The organism is Pseudomonas sp. stari2, from assembly GCF_040760005.1.
GTDB lineage: Bacteria > Pseudomonadota > Gammaproteobacteria > Pseudomonadales > Pseudomonadaceae > Aquipseudomonas.
The window spans coordinates 3,378,508-3,394,272 of sequence record NZ_CP099760.1; the positions used below are offsets into that span (position 1 = coordinate 3,378,508).

Here is a 15,765-nt window from a genome sequence, read left to right on the forward strand (position 1 = left end):
ATATTGACGATGCGTTTATCGAGCGTGTTTGCAGCCCTGTGTTGCGCTGCCGTTGTGCCCATGATCCAGGCTGCCGACCCGGTGGTGAAGGTTTACAACTGGTCCGACTACATCGGCCCCGACACCCTGAAGAACTTCGAAAAAGACAGCGCCATCAAGGTGCAGTACGACATCTTCGACACCAATGAAATGCTCGAGGCCAAGTTGCTTTCCGGGCACTCGGGGTATGACGTGGTGGTGCCTTCCAGCCAGTTTCTGTCGAAACAGATCCGCGCCGGCGCCTATCAGCCGCTCCAGCGTGAACTGCTGGATAACTGGAAGCACCTCGACCCGCGCTTGATGCAGCGTCTGGAGGCGGCCGATCCGGGCAATCGATATGCCGTGCCTTATATGTGGGGCACCGTGGGCATCGGCTACAACGAGGAGAAAGTGCGAGCGGTGCTGGGCAAGGACGTGCCGCTGGATTCCTGGGCCATGGTGTTCGATCCGCAGAACCTTTCCAGGCTCAAAAGCTGCGGCGTAGCCTTTCTTGATGCGCCGGTAAAGATCATCCCTCAAGCCATGCTTTATCTCGGGCTGGACCCCAACAGCGTCAAGCCGGACGACTACAAGCAGGCGTCGAAGCTGCTGATGACCTTGCGGCCGTCGGTGACTTACTTCAACTCATCGAAGTACACCGCGGATCTGGCCAATGGCGATATCTGTGTGGCGATCGGTTACTCCGGCGACGTGATGCAGGCTCAGACCCGGGCCCGCGAGGCCGGGAAAAACATCGATATCCGCTACGTCATTCCCAAGGAAGGCGTGAACCTGTGGTTCGACATGCTGGCGATTCCCAAGGATGCCAGCAACGTGGCCAACGCTCATGCGGTGATCAATTATTTGCTGCGACCCGAGGTGATTGCGTCGGTCAGTGACTACGTCGGGTATGCGAACCCGAACAAGGACGCCACGCCCTTGATGGACCCCAAGGTCAGCGGCAACCCGGGGATCTACCCGAACGACGAAGTGATCAGTCACACCTTTGTCTCCGCAGACCTGCCGGAAAACATCCAGCGTCTGATGACCCGCGAATGGAACCGGATCAAATCCGGTCAATGAATCCTTGTTTTGAAGAGCCTTTGCCATGCTGAATTTTTCTGCTCACGAGTATCCGTATCCGTCGCAACGCCAAAGCGTGTTTGCCCGTCGTGGCATGGTGGCGGCGTCCCAGCCGCTGGCCGCTCAGGCCGGTATCGAGATGATGCAAAAGGGTGGCAATGCAATCGACGCCGCGATAGCCACCGCAGCGGCGCTGACCGTGGTCGAGCCTACGGGTTGCGGTCTTGGCGGTGATGCTTTTGCTCTGGTCTGGTTCAAGGATCAGTTGCATGGACTCAATGCTAATGGTCATGCGCCGGCTGCTTTGAGCATCGAAGCCGTCAAGGAGGCCGGTCATGAACAAATGCCGTTGTATGGCTGGACGCCGGTAACGGTGCCCGGTTGTCCGTCGGCCTGGGCGGAGCTTTCTCAACGCTTTGGGGTGTTGCCGTTTGCTGATTTGCTGCAACCGGCGATCAGCCTGGCGCGGGATGGTTTTCCGCTGTCGCCTGTGGTTGCCCATCAGTGGCAGGTTGCTCTGGACGAGTTCAGTCCCCATCGCGACGCGGTGCTGGACGCCTGGTTCAATACCTTCCTGATTGAGGGGCGGGCGCCGAGGGCAGGGGAGCTGTTTCGCAATCCGGCGCAAGCGCGGACGCTTGAAGAGTTGGCTGAGAGCCGCTGTGAGAGTTTGTATCGTGGCGCTTTGGCCCAACGGCTGGATGCTCATTCGCGGGCTACTGGCGGGTATCTGCGAGCTACGGATCTGGAACATTACCGTGCGCAGTGGGTGGAGCCGATCCACGTCAATTATCGTGGTGTGGATGTCTGGGAAATCCCGCCAAGCGGTCAGGGTCTGGTTGCACTGATGGCGCTGAAGATCCTTGAGGGTTTCGACTTCGATCATCGCGACAGCCAACAGACCTGGCATCGTCAATTGGAGGCGATGAAGCTGGCCTACAGTGATGGCTTGCACTACATCACTGATCCACTGCACATGCGTGTGGCGGTGGCCGATCTGTTGAGTGATGACTACAGCGCTCGGCGTCGTGGCCAGATCAACGAGAAGGCTCAGCCACCCAAGCCTGGTGATCCTCACGCCAGCGGCACGGTGTATCTGGCGACGGCCGATGGCCAGGGCAATATGGTTTCGTTCATCCAGAGCAATTACCACGGCTTTGGTTCGGGTGTGGTGCTGCCAGACAGCGGCATTGCACTGCAGAACCGGGGGCAGGAGTTCAGTCTTGATCCGGACCATGCCAACTGCCTGGCGCCGGGCAAGAAGACGTTTCATACGATTATTCCGGGGTTCCTGACCAAGGATGGCAAGGCGCTAGGGCCGTTTGGCGTGATGGGCGGGTACATGCAGCCTCAGGGGCATGTGCAGATGGTCATGAATCTGGTGGATTTCGGATTGAATCCGCAGTCGGCGCTGGACGCTCCGCGATGGCAATGGTTGGGGGGGATGAAGGTTGGGATCGAGCAGGGAGCTTCTAGGGATCTGGCCAATGCCTTGATGCGCCTGGGGCATGAAGTGCGGATTGCCTGTGATCTGACGGATTATGGACGGGGGCAAATTATTCTTCGCGATCCGGTCAGCGGCGTGTTGTGTGGCGGGACTGAGCCGAGGGCGGATTCGCATATTGCGGCTTGGTAAGGCTGAGAGTTTAAATGTAGCGAACTTCTTCGAATGTGGCGGTATTTTAGATTAACTACACTAAATGAGCCTTTAGTTGAGCTATACGAAAATCCGCTGCTTATTCAATGGAGAAGGTCATCAAATGAACGCCAAAGACGTCATTGCCGCCCTTGAGCTTGAAGCTCATGTCGAGGGCGGCTATTTCCGCAGGACATTTCAGGCAGATCATCGAGATATGCTCGAAACCCGGGCCGGCCCACGTTATTTGATGACGTCCATTTATTACCTGTTGACTGAGGAATCACCAATTGGCCAGTTCCATTTCAACCAGTCGGACATCCTGCATTATTTCCATCTGGGCGACGCCATCGAGTACAGCCTTATTCATGCTGACGGTTCGTTGCAGACGCTAGTGATGGGCAGCGACATTCTGGCAGGACAACATTTGCAAATGCACGTACCGGGCGGAATCTGGAAAGCCTCCAGGCTGCTCAATGGCGAAAGCGGATTTGGCTTGATCAGCGAAGCGGTTTCACCGGGATTTGATTTCGCGGATATGGAAATGGGGAATCGGCGGAAGCTCACAATGCAGTATCCACAGCATAGAGAGCTGATAGAAAAGCTGACGCGTCACGAGGATTGAGAGCCGTACATTTGAAATAGAGAGATCGCCGCGCATCAAAGGCAAGGTGCGTTGGAGAGTCACGGTGGAGATTGAAATCGGGTGCGCAACCGGACGGATCTCGTAATATTTTGTTACGTGTAATGTATATTATGTTAAACCAGATGCTATGTCAGAAATGTTCATGAGCAGCCTAAGGCCCTGATTCGACAATCCCGCTTCTGACGTCCACTCTCTCAACGGGCCATGTACGTTGTGTTCATGGTGAACCATTGTCAGTGCCGTTACGCTTCTGGTCAGCGTGTCCCGCTGCTCGTGCAGACCGGAGATGCGGCGCCTTTACCCAAGCTCGTTCCCTTCATCTATGTCCAGCTCAAGCTCAGGCATCGTGCATTTAACACTACCGCGGCGCACCTACGTGCTATCCAAGCTCACCGACAGGTCTTTACCCGAAGTGATGTCCTTATCTTTGGCATTGACCACGATCACCGCAGGTGACTGGTAATACTCGACCGGAAAATCGAACACCTCGGGACGCTGGGCAACCGCCTTGGCCACATCCACGTCGAACCCGTCCAGCTGATTTTGCTCATTGAGATCAGCGTCCGCGTTCCCGCTGGCGTCGTCATCACCCTCGTTGAAAAACGGGCGCTTTGCAAATACTCAGTTCATAGGTAACGTAACGCTCACTACAAAATAAATTTCTTTCTCTGCATGAAAAACTGGCTGGCGCTAATACTCGGTTTACCTACTGCCAATGCCACCGAACGCATGCGGGCGTGGCGTGCCTTGAAAGCATCGGGTGCAGCGGTGTTGCGCGATGGAGTCTATCTCTTGCCCGACATCGGCACCTGTCGTGAAACGCTGGCCGCTGTCGAACGCGACATTCTGGCCATCAATGGCACCGCATTTATCCTGCCCGTCGTCGACCCTGGCGGTGAGCGTTTTGTCCATTTGTTCGATCGCAGCGATGACTACGACAAGCTGCGCGCTGAAATCGAAGCGTGCGCGGGACTTCTCAATACTGAAAGCGTCTCGGCCATTACGAAACAGGTTCGCAAGCTGCGTAAAACTTACGAGCAGTTGACCCATATCGATTACTTCCCAGGCAGGCCGAGGCAGCAGACGGACCAAGCCTTGCGGGGGCTTGAAGTTGCCATCAGCCGCGCCCTGTCCCCGGACGAGCCACACAGCAGCAGCCAGCCTGTCACGGTGCTTAATTGTGATGATTACCGGGGACGTGTCTGGGCAACCCGCAAACGTCCGTGGGTTGATCGCCTGGCTTGCGCCTGGCTTATCCGCCGTTTCATTGACCCTGACGCCCGGATCCTCTGGCTGAACACGCCGCAGGATTGTCCGGCCGATGCCTTGGGGTTCGATTTTGATAACGCGGATTTCAGCCATGTCGGCAACCGCGTGAGCTTTGAAGTTTTGCAAGCCAGTTTTGAACTCCAGGACTGCGGCCTGAACCGCATTGCGGCGCTGGTGCATTACCTCGATGTTGGTGGTGTTCAACCTGAAGAGGCTGCCGGTATCGAGCGCGTGCTCACGGGGCTGCGCGAAACTATCCTCCATGACGACCACCTTCTTGCTGCTGCGAGTGCTGTCTTCGATGGCCTGCTCGCCGGGTTTGTGAACGATGACCAATCCAACGAGTAAAGTGATGGCACCCACGATTGAAAACCAATTGCCGAGGCCGCAAACCGTCAGTCTGCGTGAGGCGTTCTGGTTTTGGCTGAAGCTCGGCTTTATCAGCTTCGGTGGGCCAGCCGGGCAAATTTCGATCATGCACCAGGAGTTGGTAGAGCGGCGGCGCTGGATCTCCGAACGCCGCTTCCTGCATGCGCTCAACTACTGCATGCTGCTGCCCGGGCCTGAAGCCCAGCAGTTGGCGACTTACATTGGCTGGCTGATGCATCGAACCTGGGGGGGCGTGATCGCGGGGGCACTGTTCGTGCTGCCCTCCTTGTTCATTCTGATCGCCCTGTCCTGGATGTATATCGCATTCGGCGAAGTGCCCGTGGTGGCCGGGCTCTTCTATGGGATCAAGCCCGCCGTGACGGCTATTGTGGTGCAAGCGGCCCATCGGATCGGATCTCGGGCGCTGAAAAATAACTGGCTGTGGGCGATAGCGGCGGCGTCATTCACTGCGATTTTCGCGTTCAACGTTCCGTTCCCCTTGATCGTGCTGGGGGCGGCATTGATCGGTTATGCCGGCGGCCGCCTGGCACCCGAGAAATTCAGGACCGGAGGCCATCGCGCCGACAAGAAATCCTTTGGCCCGGCTCTGATCGACGACGACACCCCTCCCCCGGAACACGCCCGTTTCAGCTGGATGAAACTGACAGCGCTGGCACTCATCGGCGTCGGGTTGTGGGTACTACCGATGGGCGTGTTGACCGCCGTTTTTGGCTGGGAAGGCACCTTCACCCAAATGGGCTGGTTTTTTACCAAGGCGGCGTTGCTGACCTTTGGTGGAGCCTATGCGGTATTACCCTATGTGTATCAGGGCGCGGTCGGTCACTATGGCTGGCTGACACCCACACAGATGATCGACGGCCTGGCGCTGGGGGAAACCACGCCCGGGCCGTTGATCATGGTGGTGGCCTTCGTGGGGTTTGTCGGGGCCTATGTCTCACAGGTATTCGGGGCCGATCAGGTCTTCCTGGCCGGGGCTGTGGCCGCCACCGTAGTGACATGGTTCACGTTCCTCCCCTCGTTCCTGTTCATCCTCGCAGGCGGTCCATTGGTGGAATCCACCCACAATGAACTCAAGTTCACTGCGCCACTGACGGCCATTACCGCTGCCGTGGTTGGCGTGATCCTCAACCTGGCTTGCTTCTTTGGTTATCACGTCCTTTGGCCAAAAGGCTTCAGCGCCAGTCTCGACTGGCCTTCAGCGCTGATTGCGATATCCGCCGCCATTGCCTTGTTTCGCTTCAAGCGGGGCGTTATCCAGGTGTTGCTGGGCTGCGCGCTCGTGGGCCTGGCAGTGCATCTGCTGCGCTAGTGCTCTTTGACACTGGGAGCATCGATCAGCAGGTCGATGCCCCATGCCCGCAAAGTGTTTTCAGCAACGGCTCTCTTGGTCACGCGATTGGAGCGTGATGGCCTGCTGGCCCGGCACGAGTTCGGTGAAATTCCGCCTCGTGTCGAGTACGAACTGACGCCACTGGGCATGGGACTGTTGATCCGCATGTCTCCCATGTGGACCTGGGTAGTCGAACACGTCGAAGACTTCCGCAAGGCGCGGCGAACTTTCGATAGCCGGGGCGGCAAAAAGCCTTCGTGGCAAATCCCCACCGCCATTCCAGCAGATTCAGACGCCTCTCAATAATCGCCTGCACCATTATCTTCAGGCTGCCGTCCCTACCCTACGGCATGTCAACACCTTCTGGATGCAACCGGTACCGGTATAGATGATACTGAAGGCTCACGAGATGGCGACAACCGCCACCCTCTTGAACATTGCAGGATCGTGGCGCGGGCTACAGGGCCATGAGCCGGAGGATTCGTCCATGACCAAGCGCGTGCTATCAGAACCAGATTCCTCTTTTAAGCGTTTCCGGGTGCAGTGGGCACTGATGAATGCTTATGAGAAGTTCGAGCAGATAATCGTTTTCGCCCTGAGCCTTATCATCGCCAGTGTGATCCTCATGTCGATGCTCCAGCTCTGTCGGCATTTGTTCCCCATGTTGATATCGGGAACAATCGATCCGCTCGAGCATGATGTGTTTCAGTCGATTTTTGGCTCGATCTTCACTGTCCTGATTGCGTTGGAGTTCAAGCATTCAATCGTTCGCCCGGCGTTACGACGTAACAGCATCGTCCAGGTGAAAACGGTTCTGCTGATCGCTCTGTTGGCCCTCAGTCGCAAATTCGTGATTCTGGATTCAATGACCACACCCGCCCTGACTATTGCCGCGCTGGGTTTCGCTACACTCGTGCTTGGCATCGTGTGCTGGCTTCTCGGCAAGCAGGTTGCCGATTCAAAGGTAGATGGAGACTAAGTAGATACGCGCTTGACTCTGATGCCCAGGCTGGAGCCTGGGCATCAAAATGGCGAATTCGCGTTGGGCTTGTTGGAAAACATGGCGCATGATGAGGTAGTCCTTAAGGCAGGAGACACGTCATGGTCAAAGTAGCGTTGTTCGTTCGCCTGGAAGCAAAACCCGGGAAAGAGAAGGAGGTAGAGAGCTTTCTCTTGGGCGGCCTTTCAATAGTGGAGGAGGAGCCAGCCACAACAGCTTGGTTCGCTATCCGCTTGGGGCCTTCCACTTTTGGCATATTTGACGCCTTCCCGGATGAAGCAGGCCGGCAGGCTCATCTTTCGGGCAAGGTCGCAGCGGCGCTTATGGCGAGGGCTACCGAGCTGTTTGCCGAACCACCTGCCATCGAAAAAATTGACGTCCTTGCGGCTAAACTACCTGGCTAAGGATGCCCGACAATGCGCTCCAACCCACTTCCTTGGTGCTGCTTTGCAGCGTCAGGGAAGCGCCTGACGCAAGGTGGTACGTCAATGCTGCCGCCCACTGTCGCCATTCTCGCACTGCTCGCTTTTGTAATCGCACTGGCAGCGCTTTGCACACCTTCTGAGGATTATCAGGCACCTGGATTGGAGACCTGGATATAGATTGCCCAACCGGCAAGCAATACCCAGAATGCTGCAAATATCCACGGAGTACGTACTGAAAAAAGCAGTGCCTGACGGTATCCCTTATGGCTGGATTCACGCTCGCAAAACAAAGGCGACTCATCATAGGCCAGCCCCATCACCGGTTCACTCCTCAGCAGCTCGTTTTGCTTGTAATACCAATGATCGATGATGTCATACGCTGCGCGAATGCCGGGCCAGGCATTCAATGAACTGAGAATGCCCAGAAGCGCGAGGAACGGAGGCACCACTAGCGTAAACAACTTGCCCCACTCCGGATTGACGTTGGCCATGCAAGAGGCGAAGGCGATCACTAAAAAAGATTGCGCAGTCAGGTACGCGTTTGTTCGGTTGGACAAGATGGCGGTCTCGTACTGGATTTCTCGACGGTAGAAGTCCAGCCGCTCCTTGGGAGAACCAAACATCTTCGCATCGCGCGCAGTGAGCTCAGTGTCGCTCACTTGAGAGGTCAAAATTCTAGGCAAACCGGATTCGTCCTGCTGTGATGACTGGGTTAATTCCAAATGAAAAAAACGATGACGGCGACACATGTCGTGCACTGGGTTGATCCCAATCAGTTCCATTACAATGGATCAACCTGCCAGTAAAACTGGCCGTGCATGGAAACTGACTCACCTCAAAGGTTGATTTCAAAAACCTTCAATATCGACCAACGGGCGCTACTTATCCTTTGCTGTGTTCGGGCGACGATGGCCCTTCTTTGATTCCACGAGGCCCTGCAACACCCCAAACGATTAACCCGACAACCGGAAAGACGATAAGCCCAATAGCCCAGGCTGCTTTGGCCCCTACCGTCTTGTCGCTGCGAAACACGCTGACGATAGCCCACAGGTCAACCAGCAAAATGATCACCGCGACGGCAATCGCGAAATAGCTGAGCGCTTGCGACATGATTAACCCCTCCTCTGACTGATAACGCTTAGGCTCCACGCCGCCAGAGGTGTTCAAGTAATCTTGCAAATCGACACCGGCGAGTCAGCCCTCCTGGCCGATAACGGAAATCTTGCCATTGCCCAGCAAAGCTTGCTGGGGCGCCTCCCCATCAGCCCCAGTAGCACCAGTGAAACCAACACGTACCAGCCAACGGCTTTTGTCACAGGTAATGAACAGTGTCGTCGGCGATAGACATAAGCTGAATGACCTCAACGACAGTCGTCACCGTCGAGCAGGTCGAATTTGAAGTCATGAGGCAAATTAGTTTTCGCCGTCAATCTGATCTCTGGCGTAGTCAAAAACGGCACTTGCGTCTCGAACCAGTTGCCTCCACTCCTTGGCGGTGACAAGTCCTGTTTCTTCCATGTCGTCGGCCATCCTCAGAAGCTCGTCATACTGATCTTCAACAGACATTTGGGGTTCGGGATTTCTGGCCAGTTGCAACCACTGAGTCATTGCTTTTTTCTTTTTATCCGCGAACATCGCAGCTGTCCTGTTTTACCGTTGTTTACAGTGGACGAAGAGCACTTTCTCCTTGTTCCGATAGAGCGACTAGCGGCTATCCGCCATTTGACTTTTGCATGTGCACCTGGCGCTTCCGAACATCCATCATTTACCCTGCTCGGGCGCCTTGTCCTTTTGTATTTGCAAGGACGCCTTGCTTTTGTCGCCATCCTTGTTCGGCGCGTCATTTGAGCCTTCGAAGCAGCCCTGCAATAAAAACACCGAGCACAGTCCGATACAGACACAGATTCTTTTCATGATCCTCTCCCGAGCAATGATTCTTTGCCGCCAGCGTTCCGCCGGCATAAAGGTCTCTTCAGGTTCGGAAGGATTCACCCAAAGGGAGTTCACTTTGCTTTGTGTGTTCCGGATCAGCGGAACGGCGTCGGCAGCGATCGACAGATTGATAATCGAGCGGTCGTTACGCTCTCAACGTTGAGGCGGAGTACCGATCTTGCCACTGAAAACACGGAAACCGTAGGTGTTGTAGATCAAGGTGATCGGTACCAGTACTGTGAAGCCTGCCAGCATGAACACTTGGCTATTGGGGCTCGACGTCGCCACTTGCAGCGTCAGGTCAGGAGGAATGATCAACGGGTAAAGCGCCGCCAGCACCAGGCCAAACGCCAGGACAAAAACGCCCAACGCCGCGAACAGCGGCATGCAATCGAAGCGGCTCCGAAACCCCAGCGCAAAACCCGCAAACAATCCGCAAAGAATCGACAACGCAGGCAAACCAATCCACGGCGATGTCAGGCGTCGGGCATATTGCGCATGCAATGTCGTCGTCCAGACCACCAGAACGATCAGCAACCCTGCAGTCACCAACGCCAGCACCCGGGCCTGAAGCGCAGAGCGTTGCTGCAGCTCATCGACAGTGCGCCAATACAACCAGCACGCTCCGAGCCACGTATAACCAATCACTGAGCATGGCCAGGAAACCTGCCGGGGTCATGAGGATGCACATCCATAACCAACGGCGCGAGGTGAAAAGCCGCTTGCGCCTGCGCAGTACCAGACTGACCAGCCCCTGCCCCAGCATCAGTATTCCCAGGCCGACCATGAGCCGGAACGCGAAAAACACCGGCACGACCGGAGGGATATCCTGCGGTGCGAACTCGTCAAGCGCAGCGATGGTGCCGCTCAGGTCGTGGCGCAGGTATAACGAGCCGATACGCGGGATGGCCAGCTCCCAGTGATTGCGCCGCTCACTCATGTCGGGCCAGGCGAAAATACGCAGCGGCTCCCCCGCTCCCTCGGCTGGCCGCGTCCAGGACCCTTCAATAGCCGCTACTTTTTGTGGCTGTACCCGCACATGCAGATCCCCGACGACGATTTGTACAGGCGTCAGCAGGACAAGCACCCACAACGTCATGGAAAACTGCACCCTTGCGCGGGAATTTTGCGCGTTCTTGAGCAACTGCCAGGCACTGGCGCCCGCCACAAATGTCGCCGTGCCAAGCAATGCGGCAAGCGTCATGTGCGCCAAACGATAGGGAAACGAAGGATTGAAGATGATCGCCCACCAGTCCTCGGCGATGAACCGTCCATCCGCGCCCGTCGAAAAACCTGCCGGGGTGTGCATCCAGGAATTGGCTGAGAGGATCCAGAAGGCGCTGATCAGCGATCCGCAGGCCACCGCGCAAGTCGCAAAAAATGCAGGCGCGGGCCGACCTTCTTCAAGCCGAACAACATGATGCCGAGGAAACCCGCCTCGAGAAAAAACGCGGCGAGCACTTCGTAAAACATCAATGGCCCTAGGATATCTGCGGCCTTGACCGACAGACGCGACCAGTTAAGGCCGAACTGATACTCCAGAATCAGTCCGGAGGCCGTGCCTACCGCTATGGTCAAGGCAAACACCTTCAGCCAGTAGCGGTAGATATCCAGATAGAGGGGGCGTCCACTCCTGAGCCACAACGCCTCAAGCACCATCAGGAAATTCGCCAGCCCTATAGTGAAAGCCGCCAGCACGATATGAAAACCGATGGTGATCGCGAACTGGATTCGAGCGGCCATGAGCGCGGACTCGAGAGTGTCCATGAACAGAACTCGACCTCGCTATTTGGATTTGCCGGGCAATACCGCTCCCAGGACCTGTTTGGCCGTTTGCACGATGACGCCCACTTCGTCGGGGTCGCCCTTTAGCAAAGTGGTAGCGAATTTCTTCGCTTGTTCCAGCTTGATATGGGGTGGCAACGGCGGCACATTCGGGTCGGTCTTGAACTCGATGACGACCGGTACGTCCGAAGCCAGCGCCTGTTCCCAGGCAGCGGCCACATCTTCCTCGCGATCAACGAAGATGCCTTTGAGGCCGATGGAAATGGCGAACAGGTGGTAAGGCACATCCGGAATACTCTGCGAGGCTACGAATTTCGGATCGCCCTCCATCACACGCTGTTCCCAGGTGACCTGATTCAAATCCTCATTGTTGAACACGGCGCAGATCCACTTCGGGCTATCCCACTGTCGCCAGTATTTGGCGACCGTTATCAGTTCAGCCATGTTGTTCATCTGCATGGCACCATCGCCCACCAAGGCAATCACCGGGCGTTGCGGGAAGGCGAACTTTGCCGCGATGGCGTACGGCACGGCGGCGCCCATGGACGCCAGACCACCGGAAAGCGAGCACTTCATGCCCTTGCGGATTTTCAGGTCACGGGCGAACCAGTTGGCGCAAGAGCCGGAGTCGCTGGTGATGATGGCTTGCTCGGGCAAGCGCGGTGACAACTCATACACAACCCGTTGCGGGTTGACCGGGTCTGCTTTGGCCATGGCGCGCTTCTCAAGAGTTTTATCCCACGTCGCCCGCCAGCCTTCGATCTTTTTACGCCACTTGCGCAGCGGCTTGTGTTCGAGCAACGGCGCCAGTGCCGCCAGGGTCTCGGCCGCATCGCCGGTCAGGTTCACTTCCATCGGGTAGCGCAGGCTGAGCATGTCTGGCTGCAAGTCGATCTGGACACCGCGCGCCTGCCCTTCTTTCGGCAGGAATTCGGCGTAAGGAAAGCCCGATCCGATCATCAGCAAGGTGTCGCATTCAGACATCAGTTTGTAGCTCGGTTCTGTGCCGAGCAGACCGATACAACCCGTGACCCAAGGCAACTCGTCCGGCAACACGGCTTTACCGAGCAGCGCCTTCGCTACCCCGGCACCCAGTTTTTCGGCAATCGCGAACACTTGATCGCTGGCGTGCAGCGCACCGGCGCCCACCAGAATCGCAACCTTCTCCCCCGTATTCAGTACATCGGCGGCACGTTGCAGATCCGCGTCGTAAGGCAGCACCTTCGGCTTGCTGTAACCAATCCCCGAATGCGCGGTGCCGTGAGCCCGCGCCGGCGCTTTGTACTCGATATCCTGCAAGTCGTTCGGCAGTATCAGCGCCGTCACCCGCCGCTCGCCAACCGCTGTACGTACTGCGCGGTCCAGCAAGTGTCGAACCTGGGAAGCCGCCGAGGCCTGTTGCACAAATGCCCCGGCGACATCCTTGAACATCGAGACCAGATCGAGTTCTTGTTGATAATGGCCGCCCAGTGCCGTGCGCGCCTGTTGCCCGACAATCGCCAGCACCGGCATGTGGTCCAGCCGGGCGTCGTACAGTCCGGTGATCAAGTGGGAAGCACCGGGGCCGGATGTGGCGATGCACACCCCCAGTTCGCCGGTGAATTTGGCATGGGCGGACGCCATGAACGCCGCCATTTCTTCGTGCCGTGCCTGAACGAATTCGATCTTGCCGCCCGCCCGGCTCAACGCACCGAAGACACCGTTGATACCGTCGCCCGGATAACCAAAAATTCGCGTCACACCCCATTGGCTGAGACGCTCGATCAAAAAATTACCCACTGTCACCGTCATGTCCAACCTCAATTTTTTCATTGCGTATGACATCCCGGTGCGCCGACATTTACAGCGCATACGGGAGATGTAAAGGTCTGGACAGCCCGGCGGACAGCGAAGTTTCGATTAGTTTCGAGTCACCGTCAGCAGCGTCACGGCGATACGCTCGACCTGTTCGTAGCCAGGTTTGAGCAGTTCTTCACCAAAGACATCCGGATCGAGCTCTGCATAAGTCCAACTGAAATCATTGCCGGGCAACGATTCGATCATGGCCAGAAAAGGGTCAGCGCCGCGCACCATGGCGACGCCGGTGTACAGCAGCAACGTTCCACCAGGACTCAAACGCGGCAACGCCTCACGCACGATGCGCACTGATAAGGCTTCACCCAGCACCCCGCCGCCGTGCCGATAGGCGCGTTGTTGTTGGTCGTTCATGTACGGAGGATTGGCTACCACCAGGTCAAACTGCCCTTCGACACTGGCGAGCAAATCACTATGGTAAATGGCGATATTGTCCGTGCCGGCCAACTCGGCGTTGACGGCCGTCAACCGTAACGCACGCGGGTTGATATCCACTGCAACTGTCTGAGCCTGCGGCTGTGCCCTTGCAATCAGCACCGCGCCGACGCCGGCGCCACAGCCGATGTCCACCGCACGCTTGACGGGTGCCGTTCGCTGTTGCAGGTGTGCCTCGATCGCATGGGCAAATCGATAAGTGTCCGGCCCAAAAAACACCGCGTCATTTTGCGTAGTCGGAAAAGACGAGTGAACGAACAACAGGTCGTTCAGCGATGACCAGCGAACGGTGCTTCGCCACTGCCCGTCTTGCTGCTCGAGAATGCCCGCGCGTTCCAGTGCCTGAAATTGCTCGGTCCCGAAAAGCCGTTGATCGAACGGCATCGACCACCCGAAAACATCGCGCTGATCCTTGGCCATAAGCCTGTCCGCCCGTTGCATGACCCGCTCATGCGTCAACGGTGTCGGGGTGATGAATCGGTAACCGTTCTGGCGCAAGCGCACGCCCAGCTCGATCAATTCACGGTCGACTCGCTGTTGTATCGACATGAAGCCTCCTGAAAAGTCAGCGTATGAGTTTGCGCAGTTCAATGAAGCGGCGGGTGGCAAACAGTCCTGCCGGACGCCAATGGTGTTGCGGCGCGAGCCATGGGATCAGGGTTTTCATCTGTTCGGCCGGTGACTGCGCTTGCAGAGACTTCTGCAAGGCCTCGGTCTCGCTATCGCTGGCCTCTTCAACTCGATCACCCACAGACTTGAGTGGCACCCGTGCGCGTTTTCCAAGGTCCTGCCAGCCGACGGCGATCCAGTCGTGCATCAGTTGTTTTTCGTAAGGACTGAACACACCGAACATCACCGCGTGGCTACCGTCGATCAGTTGCCAGAAACGGCTTTCGGCTGGATCCTCACCCCGCTTGATCCAGCCTTTGTGGATCAACGCATCCAGAAAGGCGTCCATCTGCCCAGGTGTCGCCAGCCATTGATTGATGGTGCGGTTTTCGATTCGGCAGTAGTCCGAATGCATATGGCGCCCGAACACGGCTTTGCGTTCCAGCATCGTCAGCACCTCGTGCTGCAAGTCGAAACCCTGAATGACGGCTGTCGAACCTGATCCAAGATCGTTCAAGCGATAGCCCTGGGTCACGCGTCTGTAGAATGCAGCCCGCTGCTGCCCCGGCGGCAACAGATCGTGCAGCGCCCGCACCGCACGGTGTGCATGCCCGGTGCTGGCGTTATCGATGGTCACATGCAGGCGGAAGTAATGCGGGTCGATGCCCAGCTCACGCAGTTCGTAAGCGCTGATCAGCAGATGCAGCGGCAGTTGCTCATAGCCAAGGTTGTACCCGATGACCTCAGGCAGCATCGAATCGGTGCAACGGCCCAGCGCCAGTTGTAGCGCGCCTTGCAGAAAATATTCATCACCCAGGTCAGACAGGTCGTCGCAGGTATGCCCGGCCAGCAGTTGACGGTAGATCCGCACATGATTTTGGCTTGGTACGCCATCACCCAGTTCTTCGAGATAGATCTCCAGCAAGTGATCGAAGCGGACGTCCTGCCAGTGTTGCAGCCCCCCCGCCAACCAAGCGCCATCGACCAGTTTCGTCGGGCCGACATGCTTCAAAAAATACAGCGCATGGGATGTGCTCTGGAAGTATTGGCGCCCTGCCCCAGCCTGACGTGATGCCAGATAGCTTGCGTACTGTTCAGCAACGGCGGCGCAACGGTTTTGCGACCATGCGAAAAGTTGCTCCGGATCTTCGGGCAACTCATTGGCAATGTTGTGGGTACTCGCTAAATGTCGCTTGAGAAACGCGGAGGCAATGGCATCGGCCTCGGGTTCCTCCTTGAGCAGGCGTTCATAGACCTCGCGATTTGGTCGGGTCAACCCCTCGCGGGGCGCTACTCGTGTTTCGCTCAGGCACTCTATTGATGTCATGAAGCTCTCCCCGTAAGAACCGTAGA

15 protein-coding genes and 3 pseudogenes are annotated in these 15,765 nt (G+C 57.0%); 8 read left to right on the plus strand and 10 right to left on the minus strand.

What is annotated here, in order from left to right:
- The first annotated feature begins 9 nt into the window (after positions 1-9).
- From NH234_RS15200 to NH234_RS15210, 3 genes are all read left to right on the plus strand, one after another.
- A complete protein-coding gene (locus NH234_RS15200) occupies positions 10-1,101 on the plus strand; it encodes a polyamine ABC transporter substrate-binding protein (RefSeq protein ID WP_085730927.1) in 1,092 nt (363 codons plus the stop codon).
- Positions 1,102-1,126: 25 nt separating this feature from the next.
- Positions 1,127-2,737, plus strand: coding sequence for a gamma-glutamyltransferase family protein (locus tag NH234_RS15205; protein ID WP_367253258.1), 1,611 nt, complete (start codon positions 1,127-1,129; stop codon positions 2,735-2,737).
- A gap of 124 nt (positions 2,738-2,861) precedes the next feature.
- A complete protein-coding gene (locus tag NH234_RS15210; protein ID WP_367253259.1) occupies positions 2,862-3,362 on the plus strand; it encodes a cupin domain-containing protein in 501 nt (166 codons plus the stop codon).
- A gap of 414 nt (positions 3,363-3,776) precedes the next feature.
- Here NH234_RS15210 and NH234_RS15215 read toward each other — a convergent pair.
- Positions 3,777-3,920, minus strand: a pseudogene (locus NH234_RS15215) (amino acid ABC transporter substrate-binding protein); the annotation flags it as partial.
- Positions 3,921-4,055: 135 nt separating this feature from the next.
- Between NH234_RS15215 and NH234_RS15220 the strand changes: the two are divergent.
- The 5 genes and pseudogenes from NH234_RS15220 to NH234_RS15240 all read left to right on the plus strand — a co-directional run bounded on the left by NH234_RS15220 (position 4,056) and on the right by NH234_RS15240 (position 7,776).
- Entirely contained in the window at positions 4,056-5,000 is a 945-nt protein-coding gene (locus NH234_RS15220) for a chromate resistance protein ChrB domain-containing protein (RefSeq protein ID WP_367253260.1), read from the plus strand.
- Between the two features lie 4 nt (positions 5,001-5,004).
- Complete coding sequence (chrA, locus tag NH234_RS15225; protein ID WP_367253261.1) at positions 5,005-6,351, plus strand: chromate efflux transporter; 1,347 nt, start codon at positions 5,005-5,007, stop codon at positions 6,349-6,351.
- 75 nt (positions 6,352-6,426) lie between these two features.
- A pseudogene (locus NH234_RS15230) lies at positions 6,427-6,678 on the plus strand (winged helix-turn-helix transcriptional regulator); the annotation flags it as partial.
- Between the two features lie 181 nt (positions 6,679-6,859).
- Positions 6,860-7,351 carry a phosphate-starvation-inducible PsiE family protein gene (locus NH234_RS15235; RefSeq protein WP_085731263.1) on the plus strand — a complete coding sequence of 164 codons (492 nt, stop codon included), beginning with the start codon at positions 6,860-6,862 and terminating at the stop codon, positions 7,349-7,351.
- 122 nt (positions 7,352-7,473) lie between these two features.
- Complete coding sequence (locus NH234_RS15240) at positions 7,474-7,776, plus strand: putative quinol monooxygenase (RefSeq protein WP_367253262.1); 303 nt, start codon at positions 7,474-7,476, stop codon at positions 7,774-7,776.
- Between the two features lie 167 nt (positions 7,777-7,943).
- Here NH234_RS15240 and NH234_RS15245 read toward each other — a convergent pair whose 3' ends face one another.
- From NH234_RS15245 to NH234_RS15285, 9 genes and pseudogenes are all read right to left on the minus strand, one after another.
- Entirely contained in the window at positions 7,944-8,480 is a 537-nt protein-coding gene (locus NH234_RS15245; RefSeq protein WP_367257185.1) for a hypothetical protein, read from the minus strand.
- A 199-nt stretch (positions 8,481-8,679) separates the two neighbouring features.
- A complete protein-coding gene (locus NH234_RS15250) occupies positions 8,680-8,907 on the minus strand; it encodes a PLD nuclease N-terminal domain-containing protein (protein ID WP_085731265.1) in 228 nt (75 codons plus the stop codon).
- A gap of 303 nt (positions 8,908-9,210) precedes the next feature.
- Positions 9,211-9,432 carry a hypothetical protein gene (locus NH234_RS15255; protein ID WP_085730949.1) on the minus strand — a complete coding sequence of 74 codons (222 nt, stop codon included), beginning with the start codon at positions 9,430-9,432 and terminating at the stop codon, positions 9,211-9,213.
- 126 nt (positions 9,433-9,558) lie between these two features.
- Positions 9,559-9,789: a hypothetical protein gene (locus tag NH234_RS15260; RefSeq protein WP_139832876.1), complete on the minus strand. Its 231-nt coding sequence runs from the start codon at positions 9,787-9,789 to the stop codon at positions 9,559-9,561.
- Positions 9,790-9,882: 93 nt separating this feature from the next.
- Positions 9,883-10,344: a cytochrome d ubiquinol oxidase subunit II gene (locus NH234_RS15265; RefSeq protein ID WP_256575979.1), complete on the minus strand. Its 462-nt coding sequence runs from the start codon at positions 10,342-10,344 to the stop codon at positions 9,883-9,885.
- Positions 10,322-11,496, minus strand: a pseudogene (locus tag NH234_RS15270) (cytochrome ubiquinol oxidase subunit I). The gene NH234_RS15265 and the pseudogene NH234_RS15270 overlap by 23 nt, the downstream one beginning before the upstream one ends.
- A gap of 18 nt (positions 11,497-11,514) precedes the next feature.
- A complete protein-coding gene (locus tag NH234_RS15275) occupies positions 11,515-13,305 on the minus strand; it encodes a thiamine pyrophosphate-requiring protein (protein ID WP_367253263.1) in 1,791 nt (596 codons plus the stop codon).
- Between the two features lie 108 nt (positions 13,306-13,413).
- Positions 13,414-14,352, minus strand: coding sequence for a methyltransferase (locus NH234_RS15280; protein WP_367253264.1), 939 nt, complete (start codon positions 14,350-14,352; stop codon positions 13,414-13,416).
- A gap of 16 nt (positions 14,353-14,368) precedes the next feature.
- A complete protein-coding gene (locus NH234_RS15285; RefSeq protein ID WP_367253265.1) occupies positions 14,369-15,739 on the minus strand; it encodes an iron-containing redox enzyme family protein in 1,371 nt (456 codons plus the stop codon).
- Positions 15,740-15,765 lie beyond the last annotated feature (26 nt).